Source organism: Pigmentiphaga kullae (genome assembly GCF_004216695.1).
Classification (GTDB): Bacteria; Pseudomonadota; Gammaproteobacteria; order Burkholderiales; family Burkholderiaceae_B; genus Pigmentiphaga; species Pigmentiphaga kullae.
In genome coordinates, this window is sequence record NZ_SGXC01000001.1 from 2,594,319 (window position 1) to 2,610,548 (window position 16,230).

The following is a 16,230-nucleotide window of genomic DNA, read 5'->3' on the forward strand; positions in this document are numbered from 1 at the left end:
GACCATGCGCATCATCGATTTGCACTGCTATCCGGGCACGCAGACCTGGATCGACGCCCAGGGACCCTACGTCGAGGCCCTGGCCACCTACTGGAAGCGGAACTGGGTCGGCAAGCCCGAGGACGAGGTCGTGGCCGAGTTCGCCGCCGCCGGGGTGGACGCCTGCCTGGTCGCGCTGGACCTGGAGACCACCGTGGCCACGCCGCCGTGCACCAACGAATACGTGCACGGGATGTGGAAACGCCATCCCGACCGCATCATCCAGTGCTGGGGGGCGCTGGAGCCCGCCAAGGGCGAGATCGCGATACGCCAGGCCCGCAGGGCGGTGCGCGAGCTGGGCTTCATGGGTTTTCATTTCCATCCCATCATGCAGCACTTCGCGGTCAACGATACGCGCTACTACCCGCTGTTCGAGGAAATCGCCTCGCTGGGCGCGGCCGTGATGATAGACGTCGGCACCACCGGCATGGGGGCCGGCCTGCCGGGCGGAATGGGGGCGCGCATACGCCATGCCCATCCGGCCGCCATCGATGACCTGGCGGCCGATTTTCCCAAGCTGAAGATCATCATGGCGCACCCCGGCTGGCCCTGGGTGGACGAGACCACCGCGGTGGCCCTGCACAAGGGCAACGTCTATTGGGAGATGTCGGGCTGGGCGCCCAGGCATTTCCCGGGCAATCTCAAGGTCGACATCCGCGGCCGCCTGCAGGACAAGATCATGTTCGGCAGCGACTATCCCAGCCTGCCGTACGCGCGCATCCTGAAGGAATGGCAGGAGCTGGACTACAGCGACGCCGTGATGGAGAAGGTCATGCATGGCAACGCGGCGCGCGTGCTGGGACTGTAGGCCGGCGGGCATGCTTTCTGCTGGAAGAGGGCGTTTCAGGAGATAGACATGAAGCGTTCCATTACGGCAAGCATCCTGCTCAGCCTCGGCATGGTCCTGGCGGCGCCGCCGGCCTTGGCCCAGGGCGGGTCGGGAACCAGCACCGGCCAGAAGAGCGGCAACAGCCAGAGCGGCGGCAGCAATGCGTCTGGCGGTTCCAGTTCCGACAGCCCGACCCGGGGCAGCACGAACAGCGGGCCGTCCGGCTCGTCGGGCAATGCCCAGGGCAGCGGTTCTTCCCCCGGCAAGCAGGGGCAGGGCACCGACGGTGCAGGCTATCCGGGCAGCACGACCCAGGGCGGCGCGCAGAACCAGCCGCCCAACCGGGGGGCCACGGGTTCCGGCTCCGGCGGGCGCGATCCGTCGACGGGAACGGAGTCCTCGGGCGCGGGAGATCGCTCCGGCTCGCGCAACAGCGGCAGCGGGCTGTTGCGTTAGGGCTGCGACCAGCCGCCGCAGGCATGCAAGGGCGCGAGCGGCTACAATGCCGGAATGCGCCGCCTGTTCATCCTGCTGCTGCTTGCCTTCCTGCCGTTCCAGTTCACCTGGGCAGCGGCGGCGGCCTATTGCCAGCACGAGACCGGCACCGTGGCCCAGGTCCACTTCGGCCACCATGAACACGTCCACCAGGACACCGGCGACAAGGGCGATGCCAAGAAGTCCGTGCACCCCGATTGCGTGGTCTGCCACATGATCGCGCTGCAGGCCGTGCTGGCCGGCACGCCGGACCTGCCCAAGGCCGGCATCGCCCACGCCCACCCCCCCACGCCGCCCGCCTTCCTGGCGGCGGCGCCCGTCTCGCTGCCCGAACGCCCCCAGTGGCGCGCGCTCGCCTAGCCGGCGAGACGCAGCCGTTCCACCCGCTACCTTCGTCTCGCCGAATTCACGGAACCGTTTTCCAGGTGCAATTCGATGCGCAGACTTCTATGGCCGCTCGGGCTGGCGGCCGTCTTGTCCAGCCCCATGGCCGCGGCCCAGCCGCGGCCCGATCCCGTTCCCATTCTTGACCAGGTGCCCGCCGCCGGCGGTCCGCTGACCCTGGAGTCCGCGCTGGCCATGGCCGCCGCGGGCAACCCGGCGCTGGCGGCCGCCGCCAAGGAGGCCGAAGCCTTGCAGGGCGGCGTCGTGCAGGCGCGGGTCCTGCCCAATCCCGACATCGCCTTCGCCGTGGAAGACACGCGGCGCGATTCGCGCACCACCAGCGTGGAACTGGGCATACCCATCGAGCTTGGCGGCAAGCGTTCGGCGCGCATCCTGGCGGCCGAGCGGGCGCAGACCGTCGCGGTGGCCGAATTCACGCGGGCCCGGGCGGAGTTGCGCGCGGCCACGGTGGCCGCCTTTTTCGATCTGCTGATCGCGCAGGAAGGGGTGGCGCTGGCCAATGGGTCGGCGCAGGTGGCGGCCCGGGCGGCGGACATCGCCTCCAGACGGGTGGCCGCCGGCAAGGTCCCGCCGCTGGAAGAGACCCGGGCCCGCGTCGAGCGGGCCAATGCCGACCTCGAGGTCGAGACGGCGCAGGCGCGCATGCAGGAGGCAAGGCGGGCGCTGGGGTCGTTGTGGGGCGAGCCCGATCCGCGTTTCGGCCAAGCCGTGGGCAGCCTGGACGTACTGCCTGCGCGCGCGCCGGTCGATGCGCTGCTGCGGGAGCTGGAGCAGGCGCCCGAACTGGCGGCGCACCGGCTGGAGATCGAGCGCCGCGATGCCGTGGTCGGCGTCGAGCGCAGCAAGCGCTATCCGGACGTGCGCCTGACGGCGGGCACGCAGCGCAACAACGAACTGGGCCGCAACCAGACCCTGCTGGGCGTGTCGATTCCGCTGCCGCTGTTCGACCGCAACCAGGGCAATCTGTACGAGGCCACGGTGCGGGCCGATCAGGCGCGCGACGTGCATCGCGCCATGCAGGTCAGGCTGGCCCACGAGCTGCGGCAGGCATCCGCGCAACTGGAGCTGGCGCGCAAGAATGCCGACACGCTGCGCGGCGCGGTGCTGCCCGGCGCGCGCGAAGCCTATGAAGCCGCCACCCGCGGGTTCGAGGCCGGCAAGTCCGGCTTCCTCGACGTCCTGGATGCGCAGCGCACGCTGTTCCAGGCCCGCATCCGTTATCTGGCCGTGCTGGCCGACACCTACCAGGCCGCCATCGCGATCGACCGCGTGCTGGGCCGTTGAAGGAATCCTTCATGTCGACGACGAACAAACAAAAGGCCGCGATGGCGGCCATCGTGATCGCGGGCGCGCTGGCGGTGGCCGGCGTGCTGTTCTGGCCCGCGCCGCACGGCGAGGGCGACGGCCACGGCCATGGCGGCGAGGCGTCGGCCGGCGCGCCCGCCGACGAACATGCCGATGAAGGCGTGGTGAAGCTGAGCGAGGCCCAGGTCCAGGCGGCCGGCATCCGCACGGCCGAGGCCGGTCCGGGAGTGCTGCGGCCGACCCGCGAATTTCCGGGCGAGATACGTTTCAACGAGGATCGCACGGCCCACGTCGTGCCCCGGCTGGCCGGCATCGTCGAGCGCGTGTCGGCGGACCTGGGCCAGCAGGTGCGCAAGGGCCAGGTGCTGGCCGTGATCGCCAGCACCTCGCTGTCGGACCTGCGCAGCGAACTGCTGGCCGCGCGCAAGCGCGAGGACCTGGCCGAGGAAACCTTCGTGCGGGAAAAGAAGCTGTGGGAAGAGCGTGTGTCCGCCGAGCAGGACTATCTGCAGGCGCGCACCGCGCGCGAAGAAGCCAGGATCGCGGTGCGGAACGCCGCGCAGAAGCTCCAGGCCGTGGGCGCGGCGGGTCCGGCCCCCGCGCTGAACCAGTATGAGCTGCGCGCGCCGTTCGATGGCACGGTGGTCGAGAAGCACATGGCCATGGGCGAGGCGGTGGGCGATACCACGGCCGTGTTCACCATCGCCGACCTGGGCACGGTGTGGGCCGAGTTCATCGTCGCCCCGCAGGATCTCTCGGCCGTGCGCGTCGGCGAGAAGGTCAGCATTTCCTCGTCCGCCCTGAACGAGACGGCCGAGGGGGCGGTGTCCTACGTCGGCCCGCTGCTGGGTGCGCAGACCCGCACCGCCACCGCCCGCGTCACGCTGGCCAATCCCGGCATGGCCTGGCGCCCGGGGCTCTTCATTACCGTCAAGGTGCTGCGCGGGGAAGAGCCCGTGGCCCTGGCCGTACCGGCCGATGCCATCCAGACCGTGGGCGATGACAGCGTGGTGTTCACCGTCGTGCCCGGCGGCTTCAAGGCGCAGCCGGTGAAGACCGGCCGCCGTGACGGCCTGCGGGTGGAGGTGCTGGAGGGCCTGGCCCCCGGCGCGCGCTATGCCGAGACCAATACCTTCACGCTCAAGGCCGAGCTGGGCAAGGCCAGCGCCGAGCACACCCACTAGACCCGCCAGACAGGAAGACTCTCATGTTCGAACGGATCATCCGGTTCGCCATCGAGCAACGATGGCTGGTCATGCTGGCGGTATTCGGCGTGGCCGCGCTGGGCTTCTACAACTTCACCCGCCTGTCGATCGACGCGGTGCCCGACATCACCAACGTCCAGGTGCAGATCAACACTTCCGCGCCGGGCTATTCGCCGCTGGAGACCGAACAGCGCATCACCTATCCCGTCGAGACCACCATGGCGGGGCTGCCCGGCCTCGCGCAGACGCGGTCGCTGTCGCGCTACGGCCTGTCGCAGGTAACGGTCATCTTCCGCGACGGCACCGACATCCACTTCGCCCGCCAACTGGTCAACCAGCGCATCCAGGAGGCGCGCGAGTCCCTGCCGGCCGGCGTCACGCCCACGCTGGGACCGATCTCGACCGGACTGGGGGAGATCTACATGTGGACGGTCGAGGCCGAACCGGGCGCGCGCAAGCCGGACGGCGGCTCCTACACCCTGGCCGACCTGCGCGAGATCCAGGACTGGGTCGTCCGCCCGCAACTGCGGACGGTGCCGGGCGTGACCGACGTCAACACCATAGGGGGCTACGCGAAGGAATATCTCGTCGCGCCCAATCTGGAGCGCATGGCGGCCCACGGCCTGACGCTGGCGGACGTGGTGACCGCGCTGGACCGCAACAACGTCAACGTCGGGGCCGGCTACATCGAGCGGGGCGGCGAGCAGTATCTGGTGCGCGCGCCCGGGCAGGTCGGATCGCTGGAGGACATCCGCGAGGTGATCGTCAGCCAGGCCCAGGGCCAGCCCATACGCGTGCGCGATATCGCCGACGTGCAGATGGGCCGCGAACTGCGCACCGGCGCCGCCACAGAGAACGGCAGGGAAGTGGTGCTGGGCACCGTGTTCATGCTGATAGGCGAGAACAGCCGCGCGGTGTCGCGGGCCGTGGACGAGCGGCTGGCGGCCATCAACAAGACCCTGCCGCCGGGCGTGAAGACCGTGACGGTGTATGACCGCACCACGCTGGTCGACAAGGCCATCGCCACGGTCAGGAAAAACCTGCTGGAAGGCGCGATCCTCGTCATCGTCGTGCTGTTCCTGTTCCTGGGCAACATCCGGGCGGCTCTCATCACGGCCATGGTCATCCCCCTGTCCATGCTGTTCACTTTCACGGGCATGGTGTCCTACAAGGTCAGCGCCAACCTGATGAGTCTGGGGGCACTGGACTTCGGCATCATCGTCGACGGCGCCGTGGTCATCGTCGAGAACTGCGTGCGGCGGATCGCCCATGCCCAGGCCGCGGCGGGCCGGACGCTGACGCGCGCCGAGCGTTTTGCCGAGGTGTTCGAGGCGTCGAAGGAAGCGCGGCGGCCGCTGATCTTCGGCCAGCTCATCATCATGATCGTCTACCTGCCGATCTTCGCCCTGACGGGCGTGGAAGGGAAGATGTTCCATCCCATGGCGATCACGGTGGTGCTGGCGCTGCTGGGCGCCATGATCCTGTCGATCACCTTCGTGCCGGCCGCGGTGGCGCTGCTGCTGAACGGCCGCGTGCAGGAAAAGGAGAACCGCCTGATGGCCGGCGCGCGCCGGCTGTACGAGCCGCTGCTGAGCCGTTCGCTGGCCAACACGCCGGTGGTGCTGACCTTCGGCGCGGTGGCCGTGGCCCTGGCGCTGGCCGTGGCGACGCGGCTGGGGGCGGAGTTCATCCCCAGCCTGGACGAGGGCGACCTGGCGGTGCAGGTGCTGCGGATTCCCGGCACCAGCCTGACCCAGGCCATCGCGATGCAGGAGGAGCTGGAGCGGCAGGTCGCCAAGGTGCCCGAGGTGGAACGGGTGTTCGCCAAGATCGGGACGGCCGAGATCGCCTCCGATCCCATGCCGCCCAACATCGCCGACACCTACGTCATGCTCAAGCCGCTGGATGCCTGGCCGCAGCCGCGCCGCTCCCACGACGACGTGGTGGCCGCCATCCGGAAGGTGGTGGAAGGCGTGCCCGGCAACAACTACGAGTTCACGCAGCCCATCCAGATGCGCTTCAACGAGCTGATCTCGGGCGTGCGCAGCGACGTCGCCGTGAAGATTTTCGGCGACGACATGGCGCAGCTGGAACGCACGGCGGCCGAGGTCGTGGCGGTCATGGCGCGCCTGCCGGGGGCCGACTCGGTCAAGGCCGAACAGACCGCCGGCCTGCCCATGCTGACCATCGAGGTCGACCGGCAGAAGGCCGCGCGCTATGGCGTGAGCCTGGCCGAGGTGCAGGAAACCATCGCCACGGCGGTGGGGGGGCGCGAGGCGGGCATCTTCTTCCAGGGCGACCGGCGGTTCGACATCCTGGTGCGGCTGCCCGACGACGTGCGGGGCGACATCGAGGCCCTCAAGCGCCTGCCGGTGGCGTTGCCCCGAGGCGAGGGCCAGGCGCGCGTGGCTTTCGTGCCGCTGGCCGAGCTGGCCCGCTTCGAACTGGCGCCCGGTCCCAACCAGATCAGCCGCGAAGACGGCAAACGCCGCATCGTGGTCAGCGCCAACGTGCGCGGCCGCGACCTGGGCTCGTTCGTGTCCGACGCCCAGGACAGCATCGAGGCGTCGGTGCGTATTCCGCCCGGCTACTGGACGGCCTGGGGCGGCACCTTCGAACAACTGCAGTCCGCCACCGAGCGGCTGCAATGGGTCGTGCCGATCTCGCTGCTGCTGGTCTTCGCGCTGCTGTTCGCCATGTTCGGCAACCTGCGCGACGGCTTGATCGTGTTCACCGGCATCCCCTTCGCGCTGACCGGCGGCATGCTGGCGCTGTGGCTGCGTGGCATCCCGCTGTCCATTTCCGCGGCCGTCGGCTTCATCGCGCTCTCCGGGGTGGCGGTGCTGAACGGCCTGGTGATGCTGTCCTTCATCCGCTCGCTCAGGGCGGAAGGCCGTCCGCTGGACGAGGCGGTCCGCCTGGGGGCCGCCACGCGCCTGCGGCCGGTGCTCATGACCGCGCTGGTCGCATCGCTGGGCTTCGTGCCCATGGCGCTGGCGACCGGGACCGGGGCGGAGGTGCAGCGGCCGCTCGCGACGGTGGTCATAGGCGGCATCATCTCGTCCACCGCCCTGACTCTGCTGGTCCTGCCCACGCTTTACCGGCTGGCCTACCGCCGGCAGGCGCGTGGGCAGGAAAAATAAATGATGCATGACATCTATTGAATAAATTATAGGCATCATTTATTATTCGCCCTCCATGCACAGGAGGGCGACATGCCCCGCGTATCGCGACAGCAGGCCGAGAAGAACCGCGCCGCCATCGAGGAAGCCTCGGCGCGCCTGATCCGGGAACAGGGGATCAAGGGGGTCAGCGTGGCCGACCTCATGGCGGCGGCCGGACTGACCCACGGAGGCTTCTACGGACACTTCGAATCCAAGGACGCGCTGGCCGCCGCCGCCTGCGCCAAGGCCTTCGCCACGTCGCTGGAGCGCTGGCGGGAGCGGACCGCCTGCGCGGCCGACGCCGCCGCCGCGCTGCGTTTCATCGTCGAGGCCTATCTGTCGCCGAAGGCGCGCGACAACGCCGGCGGCAGTTGCCCGGCGGCCTCGCTGGCGGTGGACGTGGCGCGGGAACCCGCCGGCAAGCCGGTGCACCAGAGCTACGTCGACGGCATCCATGGGCTGGTTGCCTCGCTGGCCGCGCTGCGCGACAGCGGCGACGTGGCCGCGGACCGCGAGCGGGCATTGGTCGAGCTGTCCCTGATGGTGGGCGCGCTGCTGATGGCGCGCGCCACGGCGGCCGATCCCATTTCCGACCAGATCCTGGGCGCGGCCCGCCGGCACCTGCTGCCCGAAGACGATTCCCCTTTCACGCCCTGACAGGACCGCACCGTGTTCGCCCATCCCGTATCGCGCTGGCTGGCCCGGCGAGGCATCCATTTTTCCTGGGTCATGGTGGCGCTGGCCTTCCTGACCATGTTGTCGTCTTCGGCGGCGCTGGGCCTGCCCGGCGCCTTCCTGCAGCCGCTGTCGCGCGAATTCGGCTGGAACGTCGACCAGATCTCGTCGGCGCTGGCGCTGCGCTTCGCGCTGTTCGGACTGATGGGGCCGTTCTCCGCCATCCTGATGGAACGCTACGGCCTGCGCCGCATCATGTGCACGGCCATGGTTCTGGTGGCCTCAGGACTGCTGCTGGCCACGCGCATGTCCGAGGTCTGGCACCTGGTGGCCTTGTGGGGGCTGCTGCTGGGGTTCGGCACCGGACTGACGGCCGTGGTGCTGGGCGCGGTGGTCGCCACGCGCTGGTTCGACCAGAGGCGCGGGCTGGTGCTGGGCCTGCTGACGGCCAGCGCGGCCACGGGGCAATTGGTGTTCCTGCCGGCCGCGGCGTGGCTGATCGAACATGTGGGCTGGCGCATGGCGGTGGCGCCCGTGGTCGCATGCTGCCTGGCCGTGGCGGTGCTGGCGTTCCTGCTGGTGCGCGACCGTCCGCAGGACCTCGGCCTCGTGCCCTATGGCGCGGATCCGCACGCCCCGGTGGCCGCGCCCGCCATGCCCCGCCCGTCGTTCCTGGCGCCGCTCCAGGTGCTGCGCGGCGTCTCCGGCAACCGGACGTTCTGGGTCTTGTTCGGCACCTTCTTCGTCTGCGGCCTGAGCACCAACGGCCTGATCCAGACGCATTTCATCTCGCTGTGCGGAGACTTCGGGCTGGCCGCGCTGCCGGCCGCCTCGGTGCTGGCGATGATGGGCGCGTTCGATTTCGTCGGCACCATACTCTCGGGCTGGCTGTCCGACCGCTACGACAATCGCAAGCTGCTGTTCTGGTACTACGGCCTGCGCGGCCTGTCGCTGTTCTGGCTGCCGCACTCGGAGTTCACGCTGTACGGCCTGTCGCTGTTCGCGATGTTCTACGGGCTGGACTGGATCGCCACCGTGCCGCCCACGGTCAAGCTGGCGGCGGCCGAGTTCGGCAAGGAGAAGGCGGGCATGGTGTTCGGCTGGGTATTCGCCGGCCACCAGATCGGCGGCGCGATCGCGGCGTACGGCGCGGGATTGGTCCGCACGCAGATGCTGACCTATACGCCGGCCCTGTATGCCGCGGGCGCGGCGTGCGTGGTGGCCGCGCTGATCGTTTTCCTGATTCGCCGGCGGGCGCCCATGCCCGCGCCCGCCGCTGCGCGGTCCACCTGACGGAGCCGGCCGCATGTCCATCGATCCGCGTACGCGCCGCCTCATCGAGGCCCCCATCGTTCCCACGCTGCTGCGGCTGGCGGTGCCCAACACGCTGGTACTGGCTGCCCAGGCCAGCGCGGGCATCATCGAGACCTATTTCGTCGGCAAGCTCGGCACCGACGCGCTGGCCGGCGTGGCCCTGGTGTTCCCGACCGTCATGCTGATGCAGATGCTGTCCGGCGGCGCGGTGGGGGGCGGTATTTCCTCGTCGATCGCCCGGGCGCTGGGAGGCGGCCGGCGCGAGGATGCCGATGCGCTGGTCCACCACGCGATCGTGGTGGGATTGCTCTTCAGCCTGTTCTTCACGGTGGCCGGGCTGGCTGGCGGCCGCTGGCTGTACGGGAGCATGGGCGGCTCGGGCGGTTCGCTCGAGGCGGCGCTGGAGTATTCGCGCTGGATCTTCGGCGGCTCGGCGCTGGTGTGGCTGTTCAATTCGCTGGCGTCGGTCGTGCGCGGCACTGGCAACATGAGCCTGCCAGCGGCGGTCACCTGCGCGGGGACGGCGATGCTGGTGCCGTTGTCGCCCCTGCTCATCTTCGGCTGGGGACCGGTGCCGGGCCTGGGCGTGGCCGGCGGAGCCATTGCGCTGTTGGTCTACTATGCCGCGGGCAGCGTCGCGCTGCTGGCCTTTCTTTGTTCGGGCCGCGGCATCGTCCGCCTGTCCTGGAAGGGCTGGGCGCTGCGCTGGCCGTTTTTCCGCGACATCCTCCGCGTGGGACTGGTCGCAGCGGTTTCCACGGTGGCGATCAACATCGCCATCAGCATCGCCACCGCGCTGACCGGCCATTTCGGCCCGGCCGCCATCGCGGGCTACGGTACCGGCTCTCGCCTGGAATACCTGCTCGTGCCCCTGGTATTCGGCCTGGGCGGTCCGATGGTCGCCATGGTGGGCGCGGCGATGGGGGCGGGCCGGCACGACCGGGCGCTGCGCATCGCCTGGGTCGGCGCGGGATGCGCCTTCGTCGTGGCTGAGGCCATAGGCCTGGCGGCGGCATCTTTCCCTCATGCCTGGCTGTCGATGTTCGGCGCCGAGCCCGACATGCTGGCCACCGGATCGCTCTATCTGCGCATCGTGGGGCCCGTCTATGGATTTTTCGGCGCGGGACTGGCGCTCTACTTCGCATCGCAGGGCGCGGGGCGGCTGCTGTGGCCGGTGACAGGCAGCGTCGTGCGCCTGGCCCTGAGCGCGATCGGCGGGATGGCCGCGATCGCGGCAGGGATGGGGCTGGCGGGAGTCTTCGCGGCCCAGGCGCTGGCGCTGGTGGTCTATGGCGCCATCAATGCGGGCGCCATTGCGCGTGGCGCATGGTTTGGCGGACGGCGCCGTATCGCGCGAAGAAGCTGCAAAGCTGGTGCCCCAGAAAGTCCTCGCCCGTGTCGAAGTGGGCCATGATGGACATGTGGTTGTGGCGAGGCAGCATGAGGAACTGGTTCGCCCGGTGCCCGCAGGCCCGCAGGCGGTGGAAGAATTCCGCGCCGTAGACGTCCAGCAGCGGATTCTCGTATTCGGCGATCGCCACGAAAAGCGGAATGGCGTCCGGCGCCGCCATGCTGACCGGGGACAGCGCCTCGTACCGGCTCTGGTCGTTGCCGAAGTACGCCCGCACTCCGGCGGCGTTGGGATTGGCCGGCAGCGCATCGGCGCGCAGCCGGCCGGACAGGATGGCCGCCGCCCGCAGCCCCTCGCCCCGATAGGGCAGTTGCGGGTCCAGGACATGGTGGGCGACGTGGGTGCCGCCCGCGCTGTGTCCGATCGCGAACATCCTGCCGGGGTCGCCGCCGTATGCGCCGACGTTCGCCCGCAGCCATGCCAGCGCGCGTCCGAGATCGTCGGCGCCGCCGGGGTAGGGCGCGCCCGGTGCGAGCCGGTACTCCAGGTTGACACCCAGGTAGCCTTGGCGGGCGAACCAGGTGGGTACGTTCGCATAGACGCGCGGGGCGATGTCCTTGTCCCCCCGCACGTAGGCGCCGCCATGCATGAACACCACGACGGGCAGGGGGCCGTTCGACTCCGGGCTTCGGTAGATGTCCAGGACGTGGCGCGGGTCGGGGCCGTAGGAGAGGCCGCGCGTGCAGGCCGGGCCGGGGGCGGCCGCCGTCGCGTCCAGCAAGGGGGCGTAGGCATCCAGCACCTGGTCCCGGTGAGTCCGGATATCGTCGCCCCAGATCGGGCCGATGCGCGCCAGCAGCGCGTCCACCTGGGCCGCGTTCATAGCGCGGCCAGCCGCGGCTGGCGCGGCGTCCTGGGGCGCGGACCCGGGGGCGGGGCCAGCACCGCGCACATGACGAATTCCACCACGGCGCGCCAATGGTTGATCATCGACGCGGTGGAGTCGGCCTTGTCCTTGGGCCACAGGGTGCGGATGTTCGAGGACACGTTGAAGAAGTGCACGCAGGCGCCCATGATGTTGACCGCCGCATGGCCCGGGTCCTGCTGCCGGAACGAGCCGTCCGCCACGCCGCGCTCGAGGATGTCGGCCAGCGTCCGGTACAGCTTGCCGCCGTTGCGGCTGTAGAACGCCCCATCGTTCTGGATGTTCTCCAGCGCGAACAGCGGGCCCAGGTGGGGCTTGGCGACCATCTGCTGCAGCAGCCTTTCGACGAAGGCCTGCAGCGCGTCGACCGGCGGAAGCCTGCGCAGGGAATTGAAGTCCATGCCCTGTTCGCGGTCCTGGAACACGCGGTCGAGCACCGCCTGGTACAGGGCTTCCTTGGTGTCGAAGTAGTAATGGATCATCGCCTTGGTGACGCCGCTGCCCGCGGCGATTTCCTCGGTGCGGGTGCTGCGCAGCCCGTCGCGGGCGAAGATCTTCTCGGCCGAGTCGAGTATCGCGCTGCGGGTGGCGACGCTGTCGCGCACGGCCTTGCGCGGGGCGGGGGCGGCCTTCTGGCGGGGTGACGGAGTGCGTGATGCCATGGAGGATTCTTTGCGAAGGGGGCGGCCAACGGCGTTCATAGTATCGCGACGGCCTCGATCTCGATCAGGCATCCGGGCGTGACCAGGGACGAGACCTGCACCGTGGAACTGGCGGGCAGGGGGTCGGCGAAGACTTCGCGGCGGATGGCGGAATAATCCGCGTAGCCGTCCAGCGTCGTCAGGAAGGCCGTGATCTTGACCACGTCGGCCAGCGAGCCGCCCGCCTCGCGCAGCAGCGCATCCATGTTGGCGAAGATCTCGCGGGCCTGCCGGCCAAGGTCGCCGGGATGATGGGCGTGTTCCGGGTCGGCCCGCGCCAGTTGGCCCGACACGAAAATCATGCGCTTGCCGCCGGCCACGTCCAGCGCCTGGGAGTAGGGGCGGCCCGAGGGGCCCAGAGGGGTCTTGGTGATCATGCTGGTCTCCCTGTTTTAAATAACTATCTGGTTGGTTAATTCTAGGCATGGCGTGTCGGACATGTCAAAGACCATGGCTCGAAGAATCTTCTTGACATGACTTCCTGATGATTTCTAGACTACTAACTAATCAGTTGGTTAGTTATGGAAAAACGGAATCACAAGGAGCCAAGATGTCCGCACAGCCGTCGTCTTTCATTCCCGTCACCGGCTTTCCCGGAATCCGCGAGCAGCGGTTTCCGCTGAACCTGGGCGAGATGCTGCCCCGCGTCGAGCGCATCTGGACCGTCGCCAAGGGATCGAACTGGGATCCGGTCACGGACATCCCCTGGAGCCAGCTGGACCTGGGCAAGTACACCGAGGAAGAACTGTACGCCGCCCGGGTGTTCTGGAGCCGGCGCGCCTGGAGCGAGTACACCGGCCTGGCCGAATCGCCCACCGTGCTGCTGCGGTTCGCCTTCGAGGGCGACCGGCCCGGCATGATCAAGCTGGCCCTGGCGACCAAGTTCATGGACGAGGCCAAGCACATCGAGGCCTCGTACATGATGGCCGAAAAGCTGGGCGGCTACCTGGCCGAGCCGCCGGAAGGGGCGCCGCGCAAGCGGCTGGTGGCGGGCCTGCGCGAACGCGGCATGAATCCGGACTACACCCCCGAGGCCGTGCTGGCGTGCTGGCATTGCGTCAGCGAATATTTCGCGGTCGAGATCTTCCGCGTCCGCTACCACCACACCACCGATCCCGTCGCGCGGGCGGTCCTGGGCCGCATCCTGGCCGACGAGGTCCGCCACATCGGCATGGGCTGGGAGTACCTGGCGTATCGCCTGCCGCAGGTCTCGGACGAGGTGCGCGAGAACGTCAGGGCGGCCATGATCGATGTGATCGAGAATATCGAGCTGGGCGGGTTCCACTCGTCGTCCAACGTCAACGAGGAGCAGGACCTGTTCGCCCGGCTCGACCTTGTCGTGGCCAAGGCCGGCCTGGGGGCGGCGCCTCCCGACATCGAGCACGAGGCCTTCGTGTCGACGCTGGCCGAGATCCGGAGCAAGGCGGCCCAACTGGGCATAGACCTGCCCGAATATACGTTGTGAACCGTGCCGGCCGCGCCCGCGGGCGGCGGCCGGCCGTCGATGCCGACGTCTCGCGCGCTGTCCACCGGCTCTTGAGGATACGACCATGATACGCACCCTATGCATGCAAGCGGCAATCGGGATCTCGATCACCTGTATGGCCTTGCCCGGCGCACGGGCGCAGCCCTATCCCGACCGGCCGATCCGCTTCATCGTGCCGTTCGCGCCGGGCGGCACCGCCGACGTGCTGACGCGGGCGCTGGCCCAGAAGCTCGGCCAGCGGCTGGGCCAACCCGTGATCGTGGAGAACCGGCCGGGGGCCAGCACCGCGATCGGCGTCAAGCACGCCGCAATGGCCGCGCCCGACGGCTACACCATCCTGTATGGCGGCGTCAGCTCCCAGGTCATGAACCCGCTCATCAACCGGGTGGACTTCGATCCGGTCAAGGACTTCACGCCCATCTCGCTGGTGAACTCGCTGCCCCTGGTGCTGGTGGTCCATCCTTCGCTGCCGGCAGCGGATTTCTCGCAGTTCCTGGCGCTGGCGAAGTCGCGCGCCCAGCCCATCACCTATGCGTCGGCCGGGGCGGGCACGTCCAATCACCTGGCGGGGGAACTGCTCAAGACCGCCGCGCGCATTCCGCTGCTGCACGTCCCGTACAAGAGCAGCGCGCCGGCCCTGAACGACCTGCTGGGCGGCCACGTCGACGCCATGTTCGACCTGGTGCTGACTTCGGCTCCGCAGGCCAGGCTGGGCAAGGTGCGCCCGCTCGCCATCACCAGCGCGCGGCGCAGTTCCTTGCTGCCCGACGTTCCCACCCTGCGCGAGCTGGGACTGCCCGAGGGCGAGGTCGACGTCTGGACCGGCGTGTTCGGCCCCGCGGGCATGCCGCCGGCCATCGTCGCGCGCCTGCACGACGAGATCGACGCCATCCTGCGGCTGCCGGAGGTCCAGCAGCAGTTCGCGTCGCTGGGAGCCCTGGCCGAGCCCAGTACGCCGGAGCAGTTGGGAGCGCTGCTGCGATCCGAACTGGCGAAGTGGAAGCGGGTGGTCCGGGAGGCCAGGATAGGCGCGGACTGAACGCCGCTGCATGTCCATTCCCTTTTCAGGGAATCAGGGTTTCCCTTAGGAACGCAGCGCTCGAGCCTCCCGCTATCATGTATTTACCCTACCTATGGGTGGCACTTGTTTTGCATCGGTTGCAGTCTCGTGACACCTTTGACGGGACCGGTGCCGCCCGTGGGTTACAACCACCCGGGAGACCCGCACATGCACCGCCGTTCCTTTCTGACCAAGGCAACCGTGGGCGCCGCCGCTGGCGGCGTGACGTTGGCAGCCCCAGTATTCGCCCAGGACGCGCCCACCGTGACCTGGCGCCTTGCCTCGAGTTTTCCGCGCAGCGCCGACGCCATCTACAGCGGCGGCGAAGCCGTGGCCAAGTACGTGTCCGAGGCCACGGGCGGGAAGTTCACGATCCGCGCCTTTCCGGCCGGGGAAATCGTGCCCGCGCTGCAGGTGCTCGACAGCGTGCAGAACGGCACCATCGAATGCGGCCATAGCGCCTCCTACTATTACTACGGCAAGGATCCCACGCTCAGCTTCGACGCGGCGGTGCCGTTCGGGCTCAATACGCGCCAGATGAACGCCTGGATGCGCCATGGCGACGGCCTGAAACTGCTGCGCGAGGTCTTCAAGAAATACAACGTCGTCAACTTCCCCTGCGGTTATACCGGCACCCAGATGGGCGGCTGGTTCCGCAAGGAGATCAAGTCGGTCGAGGACCTGAAGGGGCTGAAGTTCCGCGTCAGCGCCTTCGCCGGTGCCGTGCTGTCGCGCCTGGGCGTGGTGCCGCAGCAGATCGCCGGCGGCGACATCTATCCGGCGCTGGAGAAGGGCACCATCGACGCGGCCGAATGGATCGGCCCCTACGACGACGAGAAGCTGGGGTTCCACAAGGTCGCCAAGAACTACTACTACCCGGGCTGGTGGGAAGGCACGCTGCAGGTGTCGCTGTACGTCAACCAGGACGCCTACAACAAGCTGCCCAAGCAATACCAGGCCGTGCTGGACCAGGCGTGCGCGGCGGCCACCAACGACATGATCGCCAAGTACGACGCCGAGAACCCGGCGGCGCTGCGCCGGCTGATCTCGCAGGGCGCGCAGTTGCGGGCCTTCCCGAAATCGGTCATGGACGCCTGCTACGCCGAGGCCAACAAGGTGTATGCCGAGATGAGCGCCAAGAGCCCCGAGTTCAAGAAGGTCTATGACAGCATGGTCGCCTTCCGCGGCAACGTGTTGCCATGGTTCCGGGTGGCCGAGGGCAACTTCGACGGCTACATGTCCACCATCCGCAAATAAAGGGAAGCAGCGTGGCGCT

15 protein-coding genes are annotated in these 16,230 nt (G+C 68.9%); 12 read left to right on the plus strand and 3 right to left on the minus strand.

Features of this window, described 5'->3' with window-relative positions; all coding sequences use genetic code 11:
- Positions 1–4 precede the first annotated feature (4 nt).
- The 9 genes from EV675_RS12580 to EV675_RS12620 all read left to right on the plus strand — a co-directional run bounded on the left by EV675_RS12580 (position 5) and on the right by EV675_RS12620 (position 10,845).
- Positions 5–847, plus strand: coding sequence for an amidohydrolase family protein (locus EV675_RS12580; RefSeq protein WP_130357555.1), 843 nt, complete (start codon positions 5–7; stop codon positions 845–847).
- A gap of 48 nt (positions 848–895) precedes the next feature.
- Positions 896–1,324 (plus strand): hypothetical protein, encoded by a 429-nt coding sequence (locus tag EV675_RS12585; RefSeq protein ID WP_130357556.1) that lies wholly within the window; start codon positions 896–898, stop codon positions 1,322–1,324.
- Between the two features lie 54 nt (positions 1,325–1,378).
- Positions 1,379–1,723, plus strand: a complete 345-nt coding sequence (gene czcI / locus EV675_RS12590) for a cation efflux protein, CzcI family (RefSeq protein WP_130357557.1) — start codon at positions 1,379–1,381, stop codon at positions 1,721–1,723.
- A 75-nt stretch (positions 1,724–1,798) separates the two neighbouring features.
- The gene (locus tag EV675_RS12595; RefSeq protein ID WP_130357558.1) at positions 1,799–3,052 is read left to right on the plus strand and encodes a TolC family protein; all 1,254 of its coding nucleotides are present in this window, start codon (positions 1,799–1,801) and stop codon (positions 3,050–3,052) included.
- A gap of 11 nt (positions 3,053–3,063) precedes the next feature.
- The gene (locus tag EV675_RS12600; RefSeq protein WP_130357559.1) at positions 3,064–4,257 is read left to right on the plus strand and encodes an efflux RND transporter periplasmic adaptor subunit; all 1,194 of its coding nucleotides are present in this window, start codon (positions 3,064–3,066) and stop codon (positions 4,255–4,257) included.
- Between the two features lie 23 nt (positions 4,258–4,280).
- On the plus strand, positions 4,281–7,421 hold the full coding sequence (locus EV675_RS12605; RefSeq protein WP_130357560.1) for an efflux RND transporter permease subunit: 3,141 nt from the start codon (positions 4,281–4,283) through the stop codon (positions 7,419–7,421).
- Between the two features lie 72 nt (positions 7,422–7,493).
- Positions 7,494–8,099, plus strand: a complete 606-nt coding sequence (locus tag EV675_RS12610; protein WP_130357561.1) for a TetR/AcrR family transcriptional regulator — start codon at positions 7,494–7,496, stop codon at positions 8,097–8,099.
- A gap of 12 nt (positions 8,100–8,111) precedes the next feature.
- The gene (locus EV675_RS12615) at positions 8,112–9,410 is read left to right on the plus strand and encodes an MFS transporter (RefSeq protein ID WP_130357562.1); all 1,299 of its coding nucleotides are present in this window, start codon (positions 8,112–8,114) and stop codon (positions 9,408–9,410) included.
- A gap of 13 nt (positions 9,411–9,423) precedes the next feature.
- Positions 9,424–10,845, plus strand: a complete 1,422-nt coding sequence (locus EV675_RS12620) for an MATE family efflux transporter (protein WP_130357563.1) — start codon at positions 9,424–9,426, stop codon at positions 10,843–10,845.
- On the opposite strand, the gene EV675_RS12625 is transcribed toward EV675_RS12620, so the two are convergent.
- Genes EV675_RS12625 through EV675_RS12635 form a run of 3 tightly spaced genes read right to left on the minus strand, consistent with a single transcriptional unit; the run spans position 10,730 to position 12,785 of the window.
- Positions 10,730–11,665 (minus strand): alpha/beta hydrolase, encoded by a 936-nt coding sequence (locus tag EV675_RS12625; protein ID WP_130357564.1) that lies wholly within the window; start codon positions 11,663–11,665, stop codon positions 10,730–10,732. The two genes, EV675_RS12620 and EV675_RS12625, sit on opposite strands and share 116 nt — an antisense overlap.
- Positions 11,662–12,369: a TetR/AcrR family transcriptional regulator gene (locus tag EV675_RS12630; protein WP_165404569.1), complete on the minus strand. Its 708-nt coding sequence runs from the start codon at positions 12,367–12,369 to the stop codon at positions 11,662–11,664. The genes EV675_RS12625 and EV675_RS12630 overlap by 4 nt, the downstream gene beginning before the upstream one ends.
- 35 nt (positions 12,370–12,404) lie before the next feature.
- Complete coding sequence (locus EV675_RS12635) at positions 12,405–12,785, minus strand: RidA family protein (protein WP_130357566.1); 381 nt, start codon at positions 12,783–12,785, stop codon at positions 12,405–12,407.
- Between the two features lie 173 nt (positions 12,786–12,958).
- Between EV675_RS12635 and EV675_RS12640 the strand changes: the two genes are divergently transcribed.
- From EV675_RS12640 to EV675_RS12650, 3 genes are all read left to right on the plus strand, one after another.
- Positions 12,959–13,873 carry a ferritin-like domain-containing protein gene (locus EV675_RS12640; protein WP_165404570.1) on the plus strand — a complete coding sequence of 305 codons (915 nt, stop codon included), beginning with the start codon at positions 12,959–12,961 and terminating at the stop codon, positions 13,871–13,873.
- 85 nt (positions 13,874–13,958) lie between these two features.
- Complete coding sequence (locus EV675_RS12645) at positions 13,959–14,933, plus strand: Bug family tripartite tricarboxylate transporter substrate binding protein (protein ID WP_130357568.1); 975 nt, start codon at positions 13,959–13,961, stop codon at positions 14,931–14,933.
- Positions 14,934–15,122: 189 nt separating this feature from the next.
- A complete protein-coding gene (locus EV675_RS12650) occupies positions 15,123–16,211 on the plus strand; it encodes a TRAP transporter substrate-binding protein (protein WP_130357569.1) in 1,089 nt (362 codons plus the stop codon).
- Positions 16,212–16,230 lie beyond the last annotated feature (19 nt).